Here is a 20,252-nt window from a genome sequence, read left to right as displayed (position 1 = left end):
ACATCCGCCGCTTGCCCGGAAAATTCCGAATTTTCCGGGCAATTTCCTGTCACGGGAAATTGGGCCGCTCAGCCGACCTTGAGGACGATCTTGCCGATATGGCCGGAGCTTTCCAGCCGCGCATGCGCCGCCGCCGCCTCCTCGAAGGCGAATTCGCTGTCCATCACCGGTGCCACCTTGCCGGCATCCAGCAGCGGCCAGACCGCCTCGGCCAGATCGCGGGCGATCCGCGCCTTGGCCAGATCGCTTTGCGGCCTGAGGGTCGAGCCGGTGATCGTCAGCCGCCGCGCCATCACCTGGGCGAAGTTCAGCTCAGCCTTGGGACCGGTCAGAAAGGCGATCTGCACCAGCCGCCCGTCATTGGCCAGCGCCTTGACGTTGCGCGGGATATAGCTGCCGCCGACCATGTCGAGGATCAGATCGGCGCCACCCTCGGCGCGCAGCACCTCGACGAAATCCTCTTCGCGGTAATTGATCGCCCGTTCTGCCCCCAACGCGGTGCAGGCGGCGCATTTCTCGGCCGAGCCGGCGGTGGCGAAAACCCGGGCGCCGAAGGCATTGGCCAGCTGGATCGCCGTGGTGCCGATGCCGGAGGAGCCGCCATGCACCAGGAACCGCTCTCCGCCGGTCAGCCCGCCACGGGTGAAGACATTCGACCAGACGGTGAAGAAGGTCTCGGGCAGGCAGGCGGCCTCTTTCATCCCCATGCCCTCGGGCACCCGCAGGCAATGCGCCGCCGGTGTCGCCACATATTCGGCATAGCCACCGCCGGGCAGCAGCGCGCAGACCTTGTCGCCGATCGCCCAGTCCGACACGCCTTCTCCCAGCGCCACAACCTCGCCCGAGGCCTCGAGCCCGGGCAGATCGCTGGCGGTAGGCGGTGGCGCGTAGCTGCCGGCGCGCTGCAGCGCATCGGGGCGGTTGACGCCGGCATAGGCGACCTTCAGCACCACCTGCCCCGGCGCCGGCACCGGCACCGGACGGGTAGTGAGTTTCAGAACCTCGGGGCCGCCGGGTTCGGTGATCTCGACGGCGCGCATGGTCTCGGACATCTGGGCTCTCCCTTCGCGGGCACGCGGCGGGGCGTGCCCATTGCTGTTGCCGACAGGGATACCCCGCTTCGGCGCCGGAGGCGAGCCCCCGCCGCCCCGCAGCCCTCAGCCGAGGCTGCCGGGCAGATCCTCGGGCCGGGCCTTGGGCGCCTTGATCTGCTTCGCCAGCCAGTCGGGACCGATCATGAAAGGTTTCAGCAGCGGGTTGCGCCGCGCCTGCTGCTTGAAGCTTTCCACCCGCATCACATCGTCGATCCGGCGGTCGAGAAACGCCCAGGTCGCCGCGCTTTCGGGGCTGTCGTCCCCCAGCCAGTAAAGCACGACCGAGGAATAGACCGCCGACAGGGTGGCGCGTTTCGAATACCAGTTGCCGTCTTCCGAGGTATCCCCGAGCGCCGTCCAGATCGCATCGGCGGTGCCCCAGATCAGCTTGGCACCGTCGGCAGCATGTTGCGGCAACGCAAAGAGGGTGGCGCCGCGGCGCACTGCTTCCTTGTCGGTGGCGGCCTCCAGCCGGAACCGCACCGCCAGCGCCACCTTGTCGCGATAGCGCATGCCGGTCAGATCGGTGATCTTCAGCCGCTCCGCCATCGCCAAATCGCCGCGCCGGTGATAGGCCATCGCCAGATCCACCGATCCCCGCGGGCAGATCGCCCGCGCCAGCCCCGGATCGATCCCGGCATCTTCGACGGCGGCCCTGAAGGTCGTCTCCGACCAGCCGTCGAACGCGACATGCATCAGCGCCGCATCCAGCAGCTGATCCCTGATGTCGCCCTGTTGGCCGGTGTCTTGAGTGGTGTCGTCCTGTTGCATGGTCCGGACCTCCTGTGCCTGTCGTCTGCTACACTAGACAAGATAGGCATCGCTTGCTATACGGCCACCTCCTGCAATTCCTTGCAACTCGAAACTAGAAAGGTGGTGACAACCACATGCAGGTTAGTGTTCGCGACAACAATGTCGATCAGGCGCTCCGTGCCCTGAAGAAGAAGCTGCAGCGCGAAGGCGTGTTCCGTGAAATGAAGCTGAAGCAACATTTCGAGAAACCCTCCGAGAAAAAAGCGCGCGAGAAAGCTGAAGCGATCCGCCGTGCCCGCAAGCTGGCACGCAAAAAAGCTCAGCGCGAAGGTCTGCTCTAAGCCCTTCCGAAAGCAGCCTTTTCCGGCGCTTATGACGCTATTCAGACGACCCCCGCGGCCCCGCCCCGGGGGTTTGTCGTTTCCGGGGGTCAGCCCAGACCGGGCACCGCGAGGCCGAAGGCCTGGGCCAGCAGCACCATGTTCAGCGACAGCACCAGCACCGCCCCCAACACCGCCGCCGCCTGGGTCAGCCGACCGATGCGGAAGGGCCCCATGATGTCGCTGCGCGATACGAAGACGATCAGAGCGATCATCGGCACTGGCAGGGCAATCGACAGAATCACCTGGGAAATCACCAGCGCGTCGGTGGCATTGGCACCGACCGCCACCACCACGAAGGCCGGGATCATCGTCACCGCCCGCCGGAACCAGAGCGGCAGCCGGATGCGCAGAAAGCCCTGCATGATCAGCTGCCCCGCCATCGTCCCCACCACCGAACTGGAGATGCCCGAGGCGATCAGCGAGATCAGGAAGACCGCCGCAGCCGCCCCGCCCAGCAGCGGCGTCAGCATGTGATAGGCAGTCTCGATCTCGGCCACCTCGCTGTGGCCGGCGTGAAAGGCGCTGGCCGCCATCATCACCATCGCCATGTTCACCAGACCGGCGGCGGCGAGGGCCAGGACCACCTCGAGGTTGGAATATCTCAGAACCATCCGGCGTTCGCGATCGTCGCGGACCTGGGCGCGATGCTGGGTCAGGCCGGAATGCAGGTAGATCGCATGCGGCATCACGGTGGCGCCGATGATCCCCACCGCGATGGTCAGCGCCGCGACATCGGGCAGATCGGGCGTGATCAGCCCGGCCCCGGCCTCTCCCCAGGCGATCGGGGCGATAAAGATCTCGACCACATAGCACAGGCTGATGGTGCCGACGAAGGCGCCGATGATCAGCTCCATCGGCCGGAATCCGCGGCCCTCGAACAACAACAGCGCATAGGTGACGATGGCGGTGATCCCCATACCAGCCAGAAGTGGCATGTCGAACAACAGCGCCAGCCCGATGGCACCGCCGAGGAATTCGGCCAGATCGGTGGCCATGGCAGCGATTTCGCTGACCGCCCACATCACCCCGATGACCGGGCGCGGGAAATGGTCTCGGCTGAGCTCGGCCAGGTTCTTGCCGGTGACGATCCCCAACCGCGCCGACAGTGCCTGAAACAGCATGGCGATCAGATTGGCCATCAGCACCACCCAGAGCAGTGCGTAGCCATAGCCCGCCCCGGCCTGAATGTTGGTGGCGTAGTTGCCCGGGTCCATATAGGCGACCGAGGCGATGATCGCGGGACCGGCAAACAGCAGGAAGGCGCGCGGCCCGCGACGACGGCCTTCCAGCACCTCGGCGATCCCGGCCTGGGTGCGCGCGGTGCTGGCGGAAGGGGCGGCTCTGCGACCTGCTGACATCTCGATCTGTCCTTCTCCGCGTGGCCGGAACCGGCCTGGCTCGGGCCAAATAAAGCCAGGGCTACACTTTTGACAAGAGGCAACGAGATCGCCCCGGCGTCACAACACCGTTTAAAGCCGGTTTGCAAAATGTAGATGCACCTGCAATATGTAGCCCCGCTTTCAACTCTGCCCCGAACGGGCATGCCGCAGCCGGGAGGGCACAGGCCGATGCCGCAGAGCGACCAGACCGAGACCGACGCCGCCGACCGGTTCAATCAGGCGCGCGCGGCGCAATCGGTGGCCCTGCTGGAAGATTACGCCGAGATGATCGGCGACCTGATGGAGGAGATGGGCGAGGCGCGGATCACCGATATCGCCCGGCGGATGGGGGTCACCCATCCCACCGCGACCAAGGCGGTCGCCCGGCTGAAACGCGAGGGGCTGGCAATCTCCCGTCCCTATCGCGGCGTCTTCCTCACCGAGGCGGGACTGGCGCTGGCCGACCGGGTGCGCGCCCGCCACCGGGTCGTCGTCGCTGTTCTGGAGGCCCTCGGCGTGCCGGCGGAGACCGCCGAGCTCGATGCCGAGGGGATGGAACACCACGTCTCAGAGGTGACGCTGGCGGCCTTCGAGCGGTTCCTGATCGCCCGCGGGTAAGGTTTCAGCCCCAGGCCACCGGCATGGTCAGCGGACCGCGAAAGGCCCAGCCACCGAACCGCGCCGGCCCGGCCAGCCTGAGATCGGGCATCCGCTCGAACAACATCGGCAGCGCCACATCCGCGATCAGGGATTTCGACGCCCAGGCGCCGGCGCAGAAATGCGGCCCCGCCCCGAAGGAGATCGCGGCGCTGATATCGCGGCCCAGATCGAACCGGTCGGGATCGTCGAAGATGCGCTCGTCCCGGTTGCCCGACCCGAACATCAGGAACACCCGCTCCTCCGGCTGCAGCGTGATGCCATGAAGCTCATGCTGCTGGGCAACCCGGCGCGGCGACATGCCGATGGGGGATATCCAGCGTGCATATTCCTCGAAGGCCTGCAGCCAGGGGATTCGCCCGGCGCGCACCTCGGCCAGTTGATCGGGATGGGTCAACAGCGCCCAGACCGTCCCCGCGATGGCGTCGCGCGGTTCGTTCTGGCCGCCGGAAATTGCCAGTTTTATATTGGCGCGGGTCTGGCTGTCCGACAGGCCGGCGCGCCGTTGCACCGACAGCAGCGACTGATCGGGCGCCGCATCTACCACCGGGATCATAGCGTCGATATGGCGGTCGATCGAGGCGGTGCAATCGTGGCAATTGGCCTCCACCGCCGGATCGCCCGCGTAGTTGGCACAGCCGTCGATCATGCCCTGGCTGACCCGGTTCATCTCATGCGCGGTCATATTGGTCAGCCCGGTGATCGATTTCAGCGCCTCGGCCGACACCGGCATGGCATAGTCGGCAACCAGGTCGCAGCCGCCCCGGGGGGCGAGATCATCCAGAATCCGCGCGGCATGGGTGCAGAACTGCTCAGTCCAGACCTGTTTCACCGTCTTCGGCGATACCGTCGGAAAGATCGCCCGGCGTTCAGCCATGTGATCCGCCCCATCCTTGCGCATCATGTTCTGGCCCATCAGCACGGTCATCAGCCCCTCCGGCTGATCGGACGAGAAGATCTCGGTCTTCTTCTCGTTTACGAAGATATCATCCCGCCGGGTCAGCAGCGTCGCCCCCAGCTGCGGCACCCGGACCACCGGCCCCAGCGCCCGCATGCGTTTCAGATCGGGATAGGGATCGCTCCAGAATCCCTGTGGATCGATTTCATACACCTGTGCTTGCGTCATGGCCGCCTCCTCCCTGCGTCCGTTCCGTGTTGTCATGGCAACACGGGTGATGTTGTCATGTCAACACCGAAGCCCTAGGCTGACAGCATGACCGACAGCGACCTGAGCGACGACCTGTTCCTGATCCTGCCCGACGGCAGCGACGAAACGCCTGAGCGCGCGACGCTCAGTTTCCGGCGTTCGCCCACAGTGTTGCTGACCTTCGCCTCGAACCGCTTCACCCGGGCCGCGGCGCGCGATTATCAGGACCGGTTCGGTCTGGGGGCGATGGACTGGCGGATGCTGGTGATGCTGACCCGCGAGCCCGGCAGTACCGTCAGCCACGCGGCCCGCACCATCGGCATCGACAAGGCCGCCGTCAGCCGCAGCCTGCACCGGCTGCAACAGCGCCAGCTGGCGACCGCGACCGCCGAGGGCCGTGACAGCCGCCGCAAGAGCTGGCAGCTGACCGACAGCGGCCGCGCGCTGCACGACCGCATCCTCGCCCATGCTCTGGAGCGGCAGAAGCGACTGCTGAGCGGGTTTTCGGAAACCGAACTGCGCGCGCTGACCGGATATCTGGCGCGGCTGCTGGAAAACATCGACGGGGCCTTTGACGACGGCCCCGCCGGCGCCGGGGATCAGTAGATCTTCGGCACGTAGAGCTCGTCCGGCAGCACCTGACGTTCGTAGTCGGGATTGTAGTTCCGCTCGGGCAGCTCCACCTTCTCCTGCGGAATATCCTCATAGGGGATCTGCGTCAGCAGATGCTCGATGCAGTTCAGCCGCTCCCGCTTCTTGTCGTTGCCTTCGACGATGTACCAGGGCGCCTCGGCGATATTGGTGCGGGCGAACATCTCTTCCTTCGCCTTGGTGTAATCCTCCCAGCGGATCCGGCTTTCCAGATCCATCGGCGACAGCTTCCACTGTTTCATCGGGTCGTGGATGCGCATCAGGAACCGGAACTGCTGCTCCTCATCGGTGATCGAGAACCAGTATTTCAGCAGGATGATACCGGAGCGGACCAGCATGCGTTCGAATTCCGGAACGTCCTGGAAGAACTGTTCGACCTGATCGTCCGAGGCGAAGCCCATCACCCGTTCCACCCCGGCGCGGTTGTACCACGACCGGTCGAACAGAACGATTTCGCCGGCGGCCGGCAGATGCGGCACGTAGCGCTGGAAATACCACTGGCTCTGTTCCCGGCGGCTCGGGGCCGGCAGCGCCACGACACGGGCGACCCGCGGGTTCAGCCGCTGGGTGATCCGCTTGATCACCCCGCCCTTGCCGGCAGCGTCGCGCCCTTCGAACAGGATGCAGACCTTGGCACCGGTGTGCTGCACCCAATAATGCATCTTGATCAGCTCGGCCTGCAGCCTCAGCAGATTGCGGAAATAGACCTTGCGATCCAGCAGATCGGGGTGCGCCTCGTTGTAGATCTTGCGGATCTCCAGCGACAGCATCGGCTCGGCGAACTCGATCTCGAGGTCCTCGTCGAATGTGTCCTGCAGTTCGGCCTCCAGCCAGTCCATCGACTCGGCTCCACGATCCTCGGTCAAGATCTGCTCCTTTCTTCACGTCTTCGCTGCTCTGCGCGGGCTATCCCGCCGATGTAAAACTTAGGTGTCACCCAAGCCCCCGGCTTGGGTGGATCTTGGGCCGCGCGCGCCGACAAGACAAGGGGGCGCGGACGTCTCGACACGCCACTGCGGCGATTTTCGCCCCCACGCCGAGGCTTGCCGCGACAAGGGTATTTCGGGCACTCTGCACGAACCGGCACGTCGCCGGTCTGTTTGATTGCGAGTTTCTAATGGTGTTTGAGTATTCCCCGAATATGTGGCCCCTGCGGCCCCCGAAGGCCCCCCAATGGCGTCCCTGAAATACGCCTGGCTGCAGGAGACGCTGTCGGAACTGATCCGCCACATGATGGCGGAGGGCCTTTATCCTGCCTGCACCCACCTGAACGCCGCGCTGGACAAGCTCCGGGCGATCGAGGGCAATCTCAGCCCGCGCGCCACCAGCCTGCAGGTAACCACCGTGCGGCTGGCGCTGGAGGAATGCCTGACCATGCTGCGCGAATTGGGCGAGGACCCCGCCGCCGACGATATCGCCCGGGCGCTGGCGCATCTGCCCACGGCTTCCGACGACGGAACCGCCGCCCCCCCGCAGCCGCGCACCACGCCGCCGCGGGACGACTAGACCGCTCAGACCGGCAGCGCCGTGGTCCGGAAAACCGTGCGCAGCGCAAAGCTCGACTGCATCTGCGCCACCCCGGGCAACCGGGACAGGTACTGGCGGTGGATACGGGCGAAATCCTCGGTATCCTCGGCCACGATCTTCAGGATGTAATCGGCCGAACCCGCCATCAGGTGGCATTCCAGAACCGCCGGGATCAGCGCCACCGCCCGTTCGAAGGCATCGAGCACCTCATCGGCCTGGGCCTGCAGGGTGATCTCGACGAAAACCGTGGTCGGCACCCCCATCTTGCGGGCGTCCAGCAGCGCCACGTAATCGCGGATATACCCCTCGGCCTCCAGCCGCTGCACCCGCCGGTGACAGGCCGAGGGCGACAGGTTCACCTTCTCCGACAGGTCGGCATTGGACATGCGCCCCTTCTTCTGCAGCAGGGTGAGGATGCGTTTATCCGTGTCGTCCAGTGACATTCATGCACGTCCTTTGCGGGAATTGAGGCATTCCCAGAAGAATATTCGAAAAACCCCACCGGATGCGAGCCGATTTTCCTCGGAAATTGCACTGGATTTCGCCCATTTTTTAAGCACAATATAAATGGGAGGACTCATCATGAAAATCGGCTGTCCAAAAGAGATCAAGCCGCAGGAATTCCGTGTCGGCCTGACCCCGAACGCCGCGCGCGAGGCGGTGGCCCACGGCCACGAGGTAATCGTCGAAGCCGGCGCCGGGCTGGGCGCGGGGTTCACCGATGCGGATTACACCGCCGCCGGGGCCGCACTGGTGTCCGATGCGGCGGAGATTTTCGCCCGCGCCGATCTGGTCATCAAGGTGAAGGAACCGCAGCCGGTCGAGCGGCAGCAGCTGCGCGAGGGCCAGATCCTCTTCACCTATCTCCACCTCGCCCCCGATCCGGATCAGACCCGCGATCTGCTCGCCTCCGGCGCCACCTGCATCGCCTATGAAACCGTGACCGACGACCGCGGCGGCCTGCCCCTGCTGGCGCCGATGTCCGAGGTCGCCGGCAAGCTGGCGCCGCAGGTCGGCGCCTGGACGCTGCAGAAGGCCAATGGCGGACGCGGTGTGCTGCTGGGCGGGGTGCCTGGGGTCGGACCGGCGCGGGTGCTGGTGATCGGCGGCGGTGTCGTCGGCACCCATGCCGCGCGGGTCGCGGCCGGCATGGGGGCGGAGGTCACCGTGCTCGACCGGTCGCTGCCGCGGCTGCGCTATCTCGACGATGTCTTCGGACGGGATTTCCGCACCGGCTATGCCTCGGAAGGTCTGCTGGCCGAACATCTGGCGCAGGCGGATCTGGTCGTCGGCGCGGTGCTGATCCCCGGGGCGGAAGCGCCGAAACTGGTGCGCCGCAACGATCTGGCCCGGATGAAACCCGGCGCCGCGCTGGTCGACGTGGCGATCGATCAGGGCGGCTGCTTCGAAACCTCGCGCCCGACCACCCATGCCGATCCGATCTTCGAGATCGACGGCATCCAGCACTATTGCGTCGCCAATATGCCCGGCGCGGTGGCGCGGACGGCGACCATCGCGCTCGGCAATGCGACGATGCCTTTCCTGCTCGCGCTCGCCGACAAGGGCTGGCGCCAGGCCTGCCAGGACGATCCGCATCTGATGAACGGGCTGAACACCCATGCCGGACAGCTCACCTGCTATGCGGTGGGCAAGGCGCAGGGGATCGACGTGATTTCCCCGGCGATGGCGCTGCGGCTCTGAGCCCGGTCAGAACATCCAGGTGATGCCGGCCGCCAGCGCCGGCATCAGCCCGATCGACACCAGCGTCTGCCAGGTGATGATATCGGCATAGAGATCGGCATCGCCGCCCATCTGCCGCGCCACGACATAGCCGTTCGACGCCGCCGGCACGGCGAAGATCAGGCTGCCCGCCAGCGCCTCGACCTGCGACAGCCCCAGCATCGCGGCGACCGTCAGGAACAGCAGCGGGCTCAAGACCGGGCGCAGCAGCACCCCCAGCGCCAGCCGCCCGGACAGGTCGAACAGCCGCCGCAGCCCGATCCCCGCCCCCACCGCCAGCAGCCCGACGCCCAGTGCGGCGCGGCCGATCAGATCGAGGGTCTGCCCGACGAATTCCGGCAACGGCAGGTCGGCGGCATTCAGCGCCAGACCGATGATGCAGCCCTGCACCAGCGGGTTGCGCAGGATCGACAGCGCGATCCCCTTCGCATTCGCCCGCCCTGCCCCGAAGACCACCAGCACCACGATGTTGACCACGTTGATCAGGGGCACCAGCACTGCCATCCCCACCGCCAGCAGCGCCAGCGCCGGACCGCCGACGAGCAGCTCTGCCGCCGCCAGCCCAACGAAGGCATTCCAGCGTGTCGCCGCCTGAAACAGGCTGGTGTAGGCGGGGTTCGGCAACCGTTCCACCCCGATCAGCAGCCGCAGCGACAGCACCGCCGCCGCCAGCACCCCGAAGGTGGTCAGGATCGCCAGGATCCACGGCCCGGAGACCGCCGAAAGATCCGAAAACCCGATCGATCTGATCAGCACCACCGGGATCAGCAGGCGGAAGCTGAGCGTATTGATCCCCTCCCACTGCGATCGCGGCACCATGCCGGCCTGAGTGACCAGGTAGCCGCAAAGAATGGTCAGAAGGATCGGAAGGGTCGAGAGCGCGAATTCCATGGCCGCCTGATGCGCCGGCCCGTCAGCCGCCGCAAGCGCAAAAGAAACAAATCACGAACACAACGGGCGGCCCGCCGGGCGTATCGCCCGTTTCGACGGCAGCCTCCCCGAAACGGCATCGGCCGGGGCTGTCCCCGGCCGATCCCTTGCCTGGCGTCGTGGTACGCTCAGCTTTCCTTGTGGATTTCCACCTGATGCGGATAGGGGATCGAGATGCCGCCCTTGTCGAAGGCCTCTTTCACCGCCTTGGTCATGGCGAATTTCAGATCCCAGTACTCCGCCGCCTCGCACCACAGCCGGGTTGTGATATCGACCGAGCTGTCGCCCAGGTTGGTCACCCGTACCCAGGGAGCCGGATCGCTCAGCACCCGGCTGTCGGCGCCGGCGGTCGCCAGGATGATCTCCATCGCACGGTCGATGTCGTCGCCGTAGTCGATGCCGAAGGTCAGATCGACCCGGCGGGTCTGATGCGCGGAATAGTTGGTGATGATCGCGCCCCAGGCCTTGCCGTTGGGCATGATGATCTGGACGTTGTCGGCCGTCGCCAGCTCGGTGGTGAAGAGGTTGAGATCCTTCACCGTCCCCGCGGTGCCGCCGATATCGACAAACTGCCCCAGCTTGTAGGGCCGGAACACCACCAGCATCACGCCCGCCGCCAGATCGCTGAGCGTGCCCTGCAGCGCCAGACCGATGGCCAGGGAGGCGGCACCCAGAATCGCGACAAGGCTGGTCGCCTCGATCCCGAAGATCCCCAGGACGGCCACCAGAACCATCGCCAGGATGATCCATTTGACCATGCTGGCCATGAAGTTGCCCAGCGTCGGGTCGATCTGCGGAGTCTTGTTGATCCGACGGCGCACCATGCCGCCGACACTGCCGGCCACGATCCAGCCGACGATCAGGACCAGAAGCGCCTTGACCGCGCCGATCAGCAGCGGCAGCAGCCAGCTCAGTTCACCGCTGATCTCGTTGCTCAGCTCGGTGATGGTTTCCTGCATGTCTCAGTCTCTCTCTTACAAACACATTCGAACCGCGCGGCCCCCACCCGGGGGCGCCTCAGTCCTTCTTCAGCGCGTCGCGGATTTCCAGCAGAACGTCAAGCTCGGTCGGGCCCGCCGGCGCGGCCGCCGCCTCTTCCTTTTTCTGGTGGTGATGGGCGAGCTCTTTGACCTTGTTGACGTAGCGCACCAGCATGAACACCACGAGGGCGATGATCAGGAAATTGATCACTGAGGTCAGAAAGGCGCCATAGGCGAAGATCGCGGCATCGGTCTCGCGCGCGACCTCCAGGCTCACCCCGGCCGGCACCTTGCCCGACAGCACCAGATACTGGTCGGTGAAATCCATGCCGCCGGTGAACAGTCCGACGATCGGGTTGATCAGATCGTCCACCATCGACCGGACGATGGCGGTAAAGGCCGCCCCCACGATGATACCCACGGCCATGTCGATGACATTGCCCTTAGAGATGAACTTGCGAAATTCCTGAATCATGTCTCCGGCTCCACTCGGACTGCCACACTCGCACAGCAAGCGCGCGATTTTCCGAGCCTAGCCGGCCTGCCCCGGCCTGTGAACACCGCGCGGCCCCGGTTTCCCTGTCCGCCGGGTCCGAAAGCCGCTAAGCCGGGCACAGCCCAAGAAAGGAGCCCCGATGCCCGATCTGTCGTCCTTCCCGATCACCCGCCGCTGGCCACCGGCCAACCCCGATCTGCTCCAGCTCTATGCCTTTCCGACGCCGAACGGCGTCAAGGTCTCGATCATGCTGGAGGAAACCGGCCTGCCCTACGAAGCGCATAAGGTCACCCTGGCCGACGCCGATGTCAAAAGCCCGGAGTTCCTGTCGCTCAGCCCCAATAACAAGATCCCGGCGATCCTCGATCCGCACGGGCCGGACGGCCAGCCGCTCGGGCTGTTCGAAAGCGGCGCCATCCTGATCTATCTGGCCGAGAAGACCGGCCAGCTGATCGGCTCGACCGCCTCGGAACGGGCGGAGATCCTGCAATGGCTGATGTGGCAGATGGGCGGCGTCGGCCCGATGTTCGGCCAGCTCGGCTTCTTTCACAAATTCGCCGGCAGCGAAATCGAGGATCCCCGCCCGCGCGACCGCTACATCGCCGAAGCCAAACGCCTGCTCGGCGTGCTGGAAACCCGGCTGGAGGGGCGCGACTGGGTCTGCGGCGCCTATTCCATCGCCGATATCGCCATCGCGCCCTGGCTGAACGCACTGGATTTCTACGACGCGCATGCGGTGCTGGGCTGGCAGAGCTACCCCCGGGTCGCGACCTATCTCGACCGTTTCCTCGCCCGCCCGGCGGTACAGACCGGCCTCGTCACCCCGCCGCGCGACTGACCGGGTTGGCCCGGTGCCGGCTCAACCCGGCAGCGCGCCGGTCAGAACATAGCGCAGGATCTGCACAACCTGCTCGGGCTCTTCCGCCACGGCGAGGGCGGCGGCATGCACTTCCTTCAGCGCATGCTGATGTTCGGGCGGGCTCAGCACGATGATCGACTTGCCCAGTGCCGCGGCATAGCCGGCGTCGAAGGCGGCGTTCCACTGCTTGTATTTCTCGCCGAAGCGGACCACGACGATATCGGCACCGGCGATGCCGTGGCGGGTACGGATCGCGTTCAGCTTGGCGCCCTTGTGGTCGTGCCAGAACTTGTTCAGCTCGGCCCCGAGGATGCGCACGCCGCAATCGTCGCTGGCGTCGTGATCGGTCACCGGCCCGGAAAAGCTGACATCCAGCCCGCTGGCCCCGGCGACGATCCGTTCGCGCCAGTCGCTGTGGATTTCACCGGAAAGATAGATGTTCAGGGTCATGCCCGTCCTCCTCGTTTCTGACGGGCCGCCTCGGCGCCGACCCGGGATGTGAAAAAGGGCGCCGCCGCGCCCTCTTCTTCTCTGTCCAAATACTCCCCCCGGAGGGGGCCGCATCAGCCGCGCAGGCTGGCGCCGGTGGCCTTGGCGACCTTCTCGACGATCTTGGCCCCGACGGCCTCGATCTCCTTCTCGGTCAGGGTCTTGTCGACCGGCTGCAACCGCACCGTGATGGCCAGGGACTTCTTGCCCTCTCCGAGGCTGCCGCCGACGAATTCGTCGAACACCCGCACGTCCTCGATCAGCGCCTTGTCGGCCCCGGCGGCCGCGTTGACCAGCGTCAGCGCCTCGACACTGGCATCGACGACAAAGGCGAAATCGCGTTCCACCGCCTGCAGGTCGCGCAGTTCCAGCGCCGGCCGGGTAGCGCCCGACTTGCGCGGCAGCGGCACTTCGGTCGGCCAGAGGGTAAAGGCCACCGCCGGCCCCTTGACGTTCATCGCCTCCAGCACCCGCGGATGCAGTTCGCCGAAGATGCCCAGAACCTTCTTCGGCCCCAGACAGATTTTCCCGTGCCGGCCCGGGTGCCACCATTCGGAAGCGCCGCGCAGGATCTGCACCTTGGCCGGCGCCCCGATCGCGGCCAGCACCGCCTCGGCATCGGCCTTGGCGTCGAACACATCGACCGGCCGCGCCGCGCCATGCACATCCTTCGGCCCGGTGCGCCCGATCAGCACGCCCGAGATCAGCTCATGCTGCTGGCCCGGCTCGCCGCCGTGAAAGGCCGGTCCGACCTCGAACAGCGCCAGATCCATGAAGCCGCGCGCCTGGTTGCGGGCCGCTGCCGCCAGCAGCCCGGGCAGCAGCGCCGGACGCATATGGCTCATCTCCGAGCTGATCGGATTTTCCAGCATCGTCGCCGCGTCGCCGCCGCCGAACAGCGCCGCCGAGGCCTGATCGATGAAGGTATAGGTCACACATTCGTTGTAGCCGAGCGCCGCCGCCGTGCGCCGGCCGATCTGCAGCCGCCGTTGCATCGGCGTCATCACCGGTTTTGCCACACCGTCGGAGACCCGCCGCATCGGCTTGCCCTTGAGCCCTTTGAGCGAGGCGATCCGTGCCACTTCCTCGACCAGGTCGGCCTCGCCCTGCACATCCGGGCGCCAGCTCGGCACATGGGCGATATTGCCCTCCAGCCGGAAGCCGAGCCGGGTCAGCGTCTGGCGCTGATCGCTTTCGGGGATCTCCATGCCGACCAGCGACTGCACCCGCGCCGGATCCAGCTTGTAGGCCCGGGAATGGTCCGGGACCGCGCCGGCGACGATGACCTCGGAGGGCTCGCCGCCGCAGAGATCGAGGATCATCTGCGTCGCCAGCTCCAGCCCTTCGACGGTGAAGGCCGGGTCCACCCCGCGTTCGAAGCGATAGCGTGCATCCGAGTTGATCTTGAGCGCGCGGCCGGTCATCGCGATCTGCACGTGATCCCAGAAGGCGCTCTCGACGAAGACATTCACCGTCTCCTCCGAACAGCCGCTCTCCTCGCCGCCCATGATGCCGCCGATGCTCTCCAGCCCCTTGTCGTCGGAAATCACCATCGCGCCCGCCGGCATGGTGTATTCCTTCTCGTCAAGCGCGAGGATGGTCTCGCCGCCCTTGGCACGATGCACCCGCAGCGCCGAACCGACCTTGTCGGCATCGAAGACGTGCAGCGGCCGGTTGCGATCGAAGGTGAAGAAGTTGGTGATATCGACCAGCGCCGAGATCGGCCGCAGCCCGATCGCCTTCAACTGATCCTGCAGCCATTGCGGCGACGGGCCGTTCTTGACGCCACGGATCAGCCGGCCGGAGAAGACCGGGCAGCCATCCAGCGTGTCCTCGTCGATGGTGACGCTGACCGGACAGGGGAATTCCCCCGGCACCGGCTGGGTGTCGCGCTGCTTGAGCGTGCCCAGACCCCGGGCCGCCAGATCGCGGGCGATACCGCGCACACCCAGCGCATCGGGGCGGTTCGGGGTGATGGCGATCTCGATCACCGGATCGACCTTGGCCGGATCGTTTTCCGCCAGCCAGTCGGAGAAACTCTGGCCGACCTCGCCCGAAGGCAGTTCGATGATGCCGTTGTGTTCGTCCGACAGCTCCATCTCGCGTTCGGAGCACATCATGCCATGGCTCTCGATGCCGCGGATCTTGCCGACCTGGATGGTGGTGTCGATGCCCGGGACATAGGTGCCGGGCTTGGCGACCACCACGGTGATGCCCTCGCGGGCGTTGGGTGCGCCGCAGACGATCTGGGTTTCGCCGGCATCGGTCTGAACCGTGCAGACCCGCAGCCGGTCGGCATCGGGGTGCTGTTCGGCATGGGTGACCTGGCCGACGGTAAATTCCTTCAGACGATCCGCCGGATTGATGATCTCTTCGACCTCGAGGCCGAGGTCGGTCAGGGCCTCGGCGATCTCATCCACCGTCGCGGTGGTGTCGAGGTGGTCTTTCAGCCAGGAAAGAGTGAATTTCATCGGTCGCGATCCGCCAGTCTGTCATCGGTCAGATGCGGCTTTAGCGGATCTCGGCGCGGGGTGAAAGAGGCGGTGGCGTCTCAGGCCGGGGCGACCGCGCCGGCGGCGGTCCCCGCCCTGGCCCGCACATGGGCGATCCAGTTGGCCAGCTCCCGTGCGCGGGTCTCCAACCGCAGCTCTTCGGAGCTGGCACCGATCCGGGTGGCGGCGGCTGGATCGTGGTGGGCGCGCTCCAGATCCTCGGCCAGGTTCCCCAGCTGCGCCGCCGGCCCACGGTGCAGCCCGCTGGTGCGGACATAGGTGGCGATATCGGCCGGCCGCAGCTCCGGGTGATACTGGGTGCCCCAGACATCCACCCCGCCCCGCCGGTAGGCCATGGCCTGCACCGGCGAATGGGCGTTGCAGGCGATGTGTTCGGCGCCCTCCGGCAGGCGGCGGACCTCGTCGCGGTGGATGCAGGGGGCGGCAAAGCCGGAGCCGCGGCCCGCCATCATCGGATGGTCGCGCCCCGCCCCGGTCGGGCGGGTGTCGCGCGCCATCCCGACTTCCACCCCGTTGGGACTGGCGGCGACCAGCCCGCCCAGCACCACCACCGCCAGCTGCATGCCGTTGCAGGAGCCCCAGACCGGGCGCCCGGCGGCAAAGGCGGCCTCCATCGCCCGGCGCTGCGGCGCCGCCTCGGGCGCATGCGGTGACCAGTCCTCGCCCGAGCCGGTGAAGACGACGCCGTCGACGGCGGCGAAAAGGTCGGGATCGACCGGCCCGGCATAGGGGGACGCGATGCGCAGATGCAGATCGGGCGCCAGCCCGAGCAGCGTGGTGACAAAGCCGCTGGTCGCCACATTGCCGGCCGCCTTGGTGGCGGGCATATTGCCTTCGAGGATGAGAAGAGTGGTCATCGGCGCGCTCCGGTTCCGGGTCCCCTCCGGTCTGACCGCAAAGCCAGCCGTCCGCCCGCCGCCCGGCGACATCAACTGGTCTTTTTGCGCCGCCGGCGCGGCTCAGCGGGTCTCTTCCGCCCGTTTCGCCAGTGCCTCGACCGACCCCACCCGCCAGAGATGGATTTCCCTGGCCAGACGCAGCGTCGGCTTGAGACAGAAGAACGCCGAGCCGATCACGAACAGCCAGGTCGCCGGCACCTGATAGGCCGCATAGAAGAACAGGATCGAGCCGACCAGAAAGCTGATCGCCGCGAGGAAATCGACCACGGTATGGGCGATCTCATAGGCCGCATAGACCCGATCGCTCTGTGGGTCCGCCCCACCCCGGTCGCGGAAAAACAATGGCATGGATGCTCCTTTCCGGGGCAGGACCGCGCCCCGACCCAGGCTGACGCCTCAGCCCGGCGGAGACAACCCCGCCGCCGGCGCCAACGGATAGTCCGCCAGCAGATCGTAGCGCGCGCCCTCCGGTCGCAGGCTGGAGCGATAGAGCCCGACCCGGTCGAGCGTCGCCGCTGGCAGATCGGGCAGCGGATGATCCGCCAGGAGGGCGGGCAATCTCTCTGCCAGCTGCGGCCGCAGCCCGGCACCGAAGCGGAACAGGGTGATATGCGGGTGAAACCGCTCCTTCGGGGCCGGCATCGCCGCCAGACGCAAGGCGCCCCGGATCGCCCTGTGCAGCGCCAGAAGCTCCGGCACCGGCGCGACATCGGCGAACAGCAACCGCGGCCGGTCACCGCCGAAACTGCCGAGACCGGTGATCTCAAGCGGAACCGCCGGGGCATCGAGCTCCCGCAACGCCTCGTCCAGCGCGATCAGACGCGCCTCGGGCTGATCGCCGAGAAAGGCCAGGGTCAGGTGCAGGTTGGGCTGTGGCACGGGCCGCCCGAAGGGCAGCCCCGCCTGCAGCCAGGTCAGCGCCGCCGCAACCGGATCGGGCAGAGGCAGCGCCAGAAAGCTCCGCATCGCGGATCAGAGCATGCCGGGAACCACCAGATCGGGCGGGCGGTGACCGTCTTCATGGGTCTTGATGTTGATGATCACCTTTTCACCCATCTCGATCCGGCCCTCCACCGTGGCCGAGCCCATATGGGGCAACAGCACGACATTGGGCAGATCGCGCAGCTTGGAGGCGACATCGCTGCCACGCTCGTATACGTCGAGCCCGGCGCCGGCGATGCCGCCGTCGCGGATCAGCCGGGCCAGCGCGCTTTCGTCGATCACCTCGCCGCGCGAGGTATTGACGATCACTGCGGTTGGTTTCATCAGCGTCAGCCGGCGGGCATTCATCAGGTGGAAAGTGCTGGGGGTCGACGGGCAGTTGACCGAAATCACATCCATCCGCGCCACCATCTGATCGAGGCTTTCCCAATAGGTGGCTTCCAGCGCCTCCTCGATCTCCGGGCGAACCCGGCGCCGGTTGTGGTAATGCACCTGCATGCCGAAGGCGGCCGCCCGGCGGGCCACCGCCTGGCCGATCCGCCCCATGCCGAGGATGCCCAGCCGGCGGCCGCTGATCCGGCCCCCCAGAAAGGCGGTCGGCGCCCAGCCGGTCCAGTCGCCCTTCTGCATGGCGGCCAGTCCCTCGGGGATGCGGCGGGTCACCGCCAGCATCAGCGCGATGGTCATGTCGGCGGTATCGTCGGTCACCACGCCCGGTGTGTTCGACACCAGCACACCGCGCTGACGCGCAGTGGCCACATCGATGTGATCGATGCCGGCGCCGTAGTTGGCGATCAGCTTCAGCCGCTCGCCGGCCTGGGCGATCAGCCCAGCGTCAATCGAATCGGTCAGCGTGGGCACCAGCACGTCCGCGGTCTTCACCGCCTCGACCAGTTCGGCCCGGCTCATCGGCGTGTCATCCTCGCGCAGACGCACGTCGAACAGCTCGCTCAGGCGGGTTTCGACCACCTCAGGCAACCGTCGCGTCACGACAACACTCAGTCGTTCTCTTGGCACTTCTGCTCCTCCAAAGGTTTCCATCCAGCCTGCGCCGTGGCATCGTGGCGCAGGATCAGCCGGGGCACAAGAACCCCATGCGCATATGACGCAGGCTTTTTCCTCTGAGGCGAAAGAAAATTTCGGGCGGGTCTTCTGTGACACGGATATCAGCTTTCAAACGCCCGCTGGCAGCGGCCTGCGCAGTTCTGCTTCTGGGGCTGGGACCGGTCGGCGCGGCGACGGACACCCCGGGCAGCGCCACCGCGGCGCCGGTCGAGAAGAAGATCGGCCCGGTCACCCATCTGCCGCTGCCGCGCTATGTCTCGCTGAAGACCGACGAGGGCAACGTGCGCCGCGGGCCATCGCTGACGCATCGGATCGACTGGGTGTTCAAGCGCCGCAACATGCCGCTGCAGATCACCGCCGAACACGGCCACTGGCGCCGGGTGCAGGACCGCGACGGCGCCGGCGGCTGGGTGCATTACGCGCTGCTGTCGGGTGTGCGCACGGTTCTGATCGAACAGGACATGACCCCGGTCTACAGCCGTCCCGACGCGCAGTCGCAGCTGAGTGCGCGATTCGAACTGGGGGTGATCGCCCGGCTGGGCGAATGCAGCCGCGACTGGTGCAGAATCTCTGCCGGCGGCTATCGCGGCTGGACGCTGAAGACCAACCTCTGGGGCGTCGACGCCGACGAGATTCGCGACTGATCTGCGCGCGGCCCTCGGGCCGGCTGCCTCCGACCCGCCGGCAAGTCCCGTGTGATCCGCCCGTCATCCCCGTCCCGGATCTTCGGTTTATCCCTCTGTTCCTTGGCCGTGACGGGCCGCGGGGCCGGTGCCGCGAGGGGCCTTTGCCCCTGCCCCGCACCCGGGTGAAACTTTTTTCAAGATGGGCCTTGAACCCTCCGAACAAGCCGCGTAGATAGCCGCTCACCGTTGGGGTGTAGCCAAGTGGTAAGGCAGCGGTTTTTGGTACCGTGTACCGTAGGTTCGAATCCTACCACCCCAGCCATCTTCCTGTTCATGTGACGTTCGCCGAAGATTGGAACTTTTCCGGTCCAACTTGGAATCTTGCTCGGGCAAGACTGGTATCTGCTGATATTTCAAATGTTTCGCCGTCCGCAATTCCTCTGAACTGACAGACATTTGCGCCCGTATGATCTCGTCCCTAAACTGAGGGACGACGAACACGGGAAGGCACAGGTATGGCCAACTGGTATTCGGCCGACCTGCACTTCGGCCACCACCGCATCATCGACTTCTGCAAGCGCCCCTTCGCCTCAACCGCGGAGATGAACGCGGCGCTGATTGCCAACTTCCAGGGCTACGTCGCGCATGATGATGACCTCTGGATCTTGGGAGATTTCGCCTTCGGCCGCGCTGACGATACAGCACAGTTCGAGAGCTGGTTTCACAGCCTGCCCGGCCGGAAGCATCTGATCATTGGCAACCACGACGATGAAGCAGTAATCTCGCTCCCTTGGGCCAGCACCGAGTACATGGCCGAGATCCAGGACGGAGATCATAGCCTCGTCCTCTGCCACTATCCGATGATCACTTGGAACGGTGCACGCAGAGGCGCCCTGCAGCTGTTCGGCCACGTCCACGACCAATGGGCAGGCTCGCGAAACAGCATAAATGTCGGCGTCGATCAGTGGAATTTTCGACCGATCCAGATTGAGGAAATAGCAAAGCGGGCAGCCCGTATGCCGGTTAACAAGCATTGGGCAGATGTTGAACACGGAAACGAGTTTCCGTAGACCAATTGAACGGGTGACATCTCGGACCAGTTGACCGTATGTGATGTGTAGC

General features: G+C 66.0%; 23 protein-coding genes and 1 tRNA gene. 9 read left to right on the top strand and 15 right to left on the bottom strand.

Features of this window, described 5'->3' with window-relative positions; genetic code table 11:
* Positions 1-68 precede the first annotated feature (68 nt).
* Positions 69-1,052, bottom strand: coding sequence for an NAD(P)H-quinone oxidoreductase (locus tag QO033_RS06760; RefSeq protein ID WP_284480190.1), 984 nt, complete (start codon positions 1,050-1,052; stop codon positions 69-71).
* Positions 1,053-1,157: 105 nt separating this feature from the next.
* Positions 1,158-1,865, bottom strand: a complete 708-nt coding sequence (locus tag QO033_RS06755; protein ID WP_284480189.1) for a COQ9 family protein — start codon at positions 1,863-1,865, stop codon at positions 1,158-1,160.
* A gap of 116 nt (positions 1,866-1,981) precedes the next feature.
* Between QO033_RS06755 and rpsU the strand changes: the two genes are divergently transcribed.
* Complete coding sequence (gene rpsU, locus QO033_RS06750; protein ID WP_005614280.1) at positions 1,982-2,188, top strand: 30S ribosomal protein S21; 207 nt, start codon at positions 1,982-1,984, stop codon at positions 2,186-2,188.
* Between the two features lie 89 nt (positions 2,189-2,277).
* On the opposite strand, the gene QO033_RS06745 is transcribed toward rpsU, so the two are convergent.
* On the bottom strand, positions 2,278-3,588 hold the full coding sequence (locus QO033_RS06745; RefSeq protein WP_284480188.1) for an Nramp family divalent metal transporter: 1,311 nt from the start codon (positions 3,586-3,588) through the stop codon (positions 2,278-2,280).
* A 210-nt stretch (positions 3,589-3,798) separates the two neighbouring features.
* On the opposite strand from QO033_RS06745, the gene mntR reads away from it, so the two are divergent.
* Positions 3,799-4,227, top strand: a complete 429-nt coding sequence (mntR, locus tag QO033_RS06740) for a manganese-binding transcriptional regulator MntR (RefSeq protein WP_284480187.1) — start codon at positions 3,799-3,801, stop codon at positions 4,225-4,227.
* Between the two features lie 4 nt (positions 4,228-4,231).
* Here the strand turns inward: mntR and QO033_RS06735 are convergent, their stop codons facing one another.
* Positions 4,232-5,392, bottom strand: a complete 1,161-nt coding sequence (locus QO033_RS06735; protein WP_284480186.1) for a cytochrome P450 — start codon at positions 5,390-5,392, stop codon at positions 4,232-4,234.
* Positions 5,393-5,479: 87 nt separating this feature from the next.
* On the opposite strand from QO033_RS06735, the gene QO033_RS06730 reads away from it, so the two are divergent.
* Positions 5,480-6,019, top strand: a complete 540-nt coding sequence (locus QO033_RS06730; protein ID WP_284480185.1) for a MarR family winged helix-turn-helix transcriptional regulator — start codon at positions 5,480-5,482, stop codon at positions 6,017-6,019.
* Here the strand turns inward: QO033_RS06730 and ppk2 are convergent.
* On the bottom strand, positions 6,013-6,903 hold the full coding sequence (gene ppk2 / locus QO033_RS06725; RefSeq protein ID WP_284480448.1) for a polyphosphate kinase 2: 891 nt from the start codon (positions 6,901-6,903) through the stop codon (positions 6,013-6,015). The two genes, QO033_RS06730 and ppk2, sit on opposite strands and share 7 nt — an antisense overlap.
* Positions 6,904-7,237: 334 nt before the next feature.
* Between ppk2 and QO033_RS06720 the strand changes: the two genes are divergently transcribed.
* On the top strand, positions 7,238-7,570 hold the full coding sequence (locus QO033_RS06720; protein WP_284480184.1) for a hypothetical protein: 333 nt from the start codon (positions 7,238-7,240) through the stop codon (positions 7,568-7,570).
* Between the two features lie 5 nt (positions 7,571-7,575).
* Here the strand turns inward: QO033_RS06720 and QO033_RS06715 are convergent, their stop codons facing one another.
* A complete protein-coding gene (locus tag QO033_RS06715) occupies positions 7,576-8,034 on the bottom strand; it encodes an Lrp/AsnC family transcriptional regulator (protein WP_284480183.1) in 459 nt (152 codons plus the stop codon).
* Between the two features lie 139 nt (positions 8,035-8,173).
* On the opposite strand from QO033_RS06715, the gene ald reads away from it, so the two are divergent.
* The gene (gene ald / locus QO033_RS06710; protein ID WP_284480182.1) at positions 8,174-9,292 is read left to right on the top strand and encodes an alanine dehydrogenase; all 1,119 of its coding nucleotides are present in this window, start codon (positions 8,174-8,176) and stop codon (positions 9,290-9,292) included.
* Positions 9,293-9,298: 6 nt separating this feature from the next.
* Here the strand turns inward: ald and QO033_RS06705 are convergent, their stop codons facing one another.
* The 3 genes from QO033_RS06705 to mscL all read right to left on the bottom strand — a co-directional run bounded on the left by QO033_RS06705 (position 9,299) and on the right by mscL (position 11,716).
* Positions 9,299-10,222, bottom strand: coding sequence for an AEC family transporter (locus QO033_RS06705; protein WP_284480181.1), 924 nt, complete (start codon positions 10,220-10,222; stop codon positions 9,299-9,301).
* A gap of 167 nt (positions 10,223-10,389) precedes the next feature.
* Entirely contained in the window at positions 10,390-11,220 is an 831-nt protein-coding gene (locus tag QO033_RS06700; protein ID WP_284480180.1) for a mechanosensitive ion channel family protein, read from the bottom strand.
* A gap of 58 nt (positions 11,221-11,278) precedes the next feature.
* Entirely contained in the window at positions 11,279-11,716 is a 438-nt protein-coding gene (gene mscL, locus QO033_RS06695; protein WP_284480179.1) for a large conductance mechanosensitive channel protein MscL, read from the bottom strand.
* A gap of 160 nt (positions 11,717-11,876) precedes the next feature.
* Here mscL and QO033_RS06690 point away from each other — a divergent pair, with 160 nt between their 5' ends.
* The gene (locus tag QO033_RS06690) at positions 11,877-12,575 is read left to right on the top strand and encodes a glutathione S-transferase family protein (RefSeq protein WP_284480178.1); all 699 of its coding nucleotides are present in this window, start codon (positions 11,877-11,879) and stop codon (positions 12,573-12,575) included.
* 21 nt (positions 12,576-12,596) lie between these two features.
* On the opposite strand, the gene QO033_RS06685 is transcribed toward QO033_RS06690, so the two are convergent.
* The 6 genes from QO033_RS06685 to QO033_RS06660 form a co-directional block, all read right to left on the bottom strand.
* Complete coding sequence (locus QO033_RS06685) at positions 12,597-13,046, bottom strand: YtoQ family protein (protein WP_284480177.1); 450 nt, start codon at positions 13,044-13,046, stop codon at positions 12,597-12,599.
* A gap of 113 nt (positions 13,047-13,159) precedes the next feature.
* Positions 13,160-15,556 carry a phenylalanine--tRNA ligase subunit beta gene (gene pheT / locus QO033_RS06680; protein ID WP_284480176.1) on the bottom strand — a complete coding sequence of 799 codons (2,397 nt, stop codon included), beginning with the start codon at positions 15,554-15,556 and terminating at the stop codon, positions 13,160-13,162.
* Positions 15,557-15,636: 80 nt separating this feature from the next.
* A complete protein-coding gene (locus tag QO033_RS06675; RefSeq protein WP_284480175.1) occupies positions 15,637-16,455 on the bottom strand; it encodes a type 1 glutamine amidotransferase in 819 nt (272 codons plus the stop codon).
* Between the two features lie 102 nt (positions 16,456-16,557).
* Complete coding sequence (locus QO033_RS06670; RefSeq protein ID WP_284480174.1) at positions 16,558-16,845, bottom strand: YrhK family protein; 288 nt, start codon at positions 16,843-16,845, stop codon at positions 16,558-16,560.
* Between the two features lie 48 nt (positions 16,846-16,893).
* Complete coding sequence (gene thpR, locus QO033_RS06665; RefSeq protein WP_284480173.1) at positions 16,894-17,463, bottom strand: RNA 2',3'-cyclic phosphodiesterase; 570 nt, start codon at positions 17,461-17,463, stop codon at positions 16,894-16,896.
* 6 nt (positions 17,464-17,469) lie between these two features.
* Positions 17,470-18,456, bottom strand: a complete 987-nt coding sequence (locus tag QO033_RS06660; RefSeq protein WP_284480172.1) for a 2-hydroxyacid dehydrogenase — start codon at positions 18,454-18,456, stop codon at positions 17,470-17,472.
* A gap of 137 nt (positions 18,457-18,593) precedes the next feature.
* Between QO033_RS06660 and QO033_RS06655 the strand changes: the two genes are divergently transcribed.
* The 3 genes from QO033_RS06655 to QO033_RS06645 all read left to right on the top strand — a co-directional run bounded on the left by QO033_RS06655 (position 18,594) and on the right by QO033_RS06645 (position 20,200).
* Positions 18,594-19,148 carry an SH3 domain-containing protein gene (locus QO033_RS06655; RefSeq protein WP_284480171.1) on the top strand — a complete coding sequence of 185 codons (555 nt, stop codon included), beginning with the start codon at positions 18,594-18,596 and terminating at the stop codon, positions 19,146-19,148.
* A 229-nt stretch (positions 19,149-19,377) separates the two neighbouring features.
* A tRNA-Gln gene (locus tag QO033_RS06650) sits at positions 19,378-19,452 on the top strand.
* A 193-nt stretch (positions 19,453-19,645) separates the two neighbouring features.
* Positions 19,646-20,200: a metallophosphoesterase gene (locus QO033_RS06645; RefSeq protein ID WP_284480170.1), complete on the top strand. Its 555-nt coding sequence runs from the start codon at positions 19,646-19,648 to the stop codon at positions 20,198-20,200.
* Positions 20,201-20,252: the final 52 nt, after the last annotated feature.

Origin of the sequence: Pseudodonghicola flavimaris, from assembly GCF_030164425.1 — a bacterium.
Taxonomy (GTDB): Bacteria; Pseudomonadota; Alphaproteobacteria; order Rhodobacterales; family Rhodobacteraceae; genus Pseudodonghicola; species Pseudodonghicola flavimaris.
Note: the sequence above shows the minus strand (reverse complement) of the source record. Positions and strands in the feature narration are given on the sequence as shown.

What these genes read in the sequence shown, in the direction of transcription:
- QO033_RS06760 (WP_284480190.1), bottom strand. Translation starts at nt 1,052, where the DNA reads ATGTCCGAGACCATGCGCGCCGTCGAGATCACCGAACCCGGCGGCCCC.
- QO033_RS06755 (WP_284480189.1), bottom strand. Translation starts at nt 1,865, where the DNA reads ATGCAACAGGACGACACCACTCAAGACACCGGCCAACAGGGCGACATC.
- rpsU (WP_005614280.1), top strand. Translation starts at nt 1,982, where the DNA reads ATGCAGGTTAGTGTTCGCGACAACAATGTCGATCAGGCGCTCCGTGCC.
- QO033_RS06745 (WP_284480188.1), bottom strand. Translation starts at nt 3,588, where the DNA reads ATGTCAGCAGGTCGCAGAGCCGCCCCTTCCGCCAGCACCGCGCGCACC.
- mntR (WP_284480187.1), top strand. Translation starts at nt 3,799, where the DNA reads ATGCCGCAGAGCGACCAGACCGAGACCGACGCCGCCGACCGGTTCAAT.
- QO033_RS06735 (WP_284480186.1), bottom strand. Translation starts at nt 5,392, where the DNA reads ATGACGCAAGCACAGGTGTATGAAATCGATCCACAGGGATTCTGGAGC.
- QO033_RS06730 (WP_284480185.1), top strand. Translation starts at nt 5,480, where the DNA reads ATGACCGACAGCGACCTGAGCGACGACCTGTTCCTGATCCTGCCCGAC.
- ppk2 (WP_284480448.1), bottom strand. Translation starts at nt 6,903, where the DNA reads ATGGACTGGCTGGAGGCCGAACTGCAGGACACATTCGACGAGGACCTC.
- QO033_RS06720 (WP_284480184.1), top strand. Translation starts at nt 7,238, where the DNA reads ATGGCGTCCCTGAAATACGCCTGGCTGCAGGAGACGCTGTCGGAACTG.
- QO033_RS06715 (WP_284480183.1), bottom strand. Translation starts at nt 8,034, where the DNA reads ATGTCACTGGACGACACGGATAAACGCATCCTCACCCTGCTGCAGAAG.
- ald (WP_284480182.1), top strand. Translation starts at nt 8,174, where the DNA reads ATGAAAATCGGCTGTCCAAAAGAGATCAAGCCGCAGGAATTCCGTGTC.
- QO033_RS06705 (WP_284480181.1), bottom strand. Translation starts at nt 10,222, where the DNA reads ATGGAATTCGCGCTCTCGACCCTTCCGATCCTTCTGACCATTCTTTGC.
- QO033_RS06700 (WP_284480180.1), bottom strand. Translation starts at nt 11,220, where the DNA reads ATGCAGGAAACCATCACCGAGCTGAGCAACGAGATCAGCGGTGAACTG.
- mscL (WP_284480179.1), bottom strand. Translation starts at nt 11,716, where the DNA reads ATGATTCAGGAATTTCGCAAGTTCATCTCTAAGGGCAATGTCATCGAC.
- QO033_RS06690 (WP_284480178.1), top strand. Translation starts at nt 11,877, where the DNA reads ATGCCCGATCTGTCGTCCTTCCCGATCACCCGCCGCTGGCCACCGGCC.
- QO033_RS06685 (WP_284480177.1), bottom strand. Translation starts at nt 13,046, where the DNA reads ATGACCCTGAACATCTATCTTTCCGGTGAAATCCACAGCGACTGGCGC.
- pheT (WP_284480176.1), bottom strand. Translation starts at nt 15,556, where the DNA reads ATGAAATTCACTCTTTCCTGGCTGAAAGACCACCTCGACACCACCGCG.
- QO033_RS06675 (WP_284480175.1), bottom strand. Translation starts at nt 16,455, where the DNA reads ATGACCACTCTTCTCATCCTCGAAGGCAATATGCCCGCCACCAAGGCG.
- QO033_RS06670 (WP_284480174.1), bottom strand. Translation starts at nt 16,845, where the DNA reads ATGCCATTGTTTTTCCGCGACCGGGGTGGGGCGGACCCACAGAGCGAT.
- thpR (WP_284480173.1), bottom strand. Translation starts at nt 17,463, where the DNA reads ATGCGGAGCTTTCTGGCGCTGCCTCTGCCCGATCCGGTTGCGGCGGCG.
- QO033_RS06645 (WP_284480170.1), top strand. Translation starts at nt 19,646, where the DNA reads ATGGCCAACTGGTATTCGGCCGACCTGCACTTCGGCCACCACCGCATC.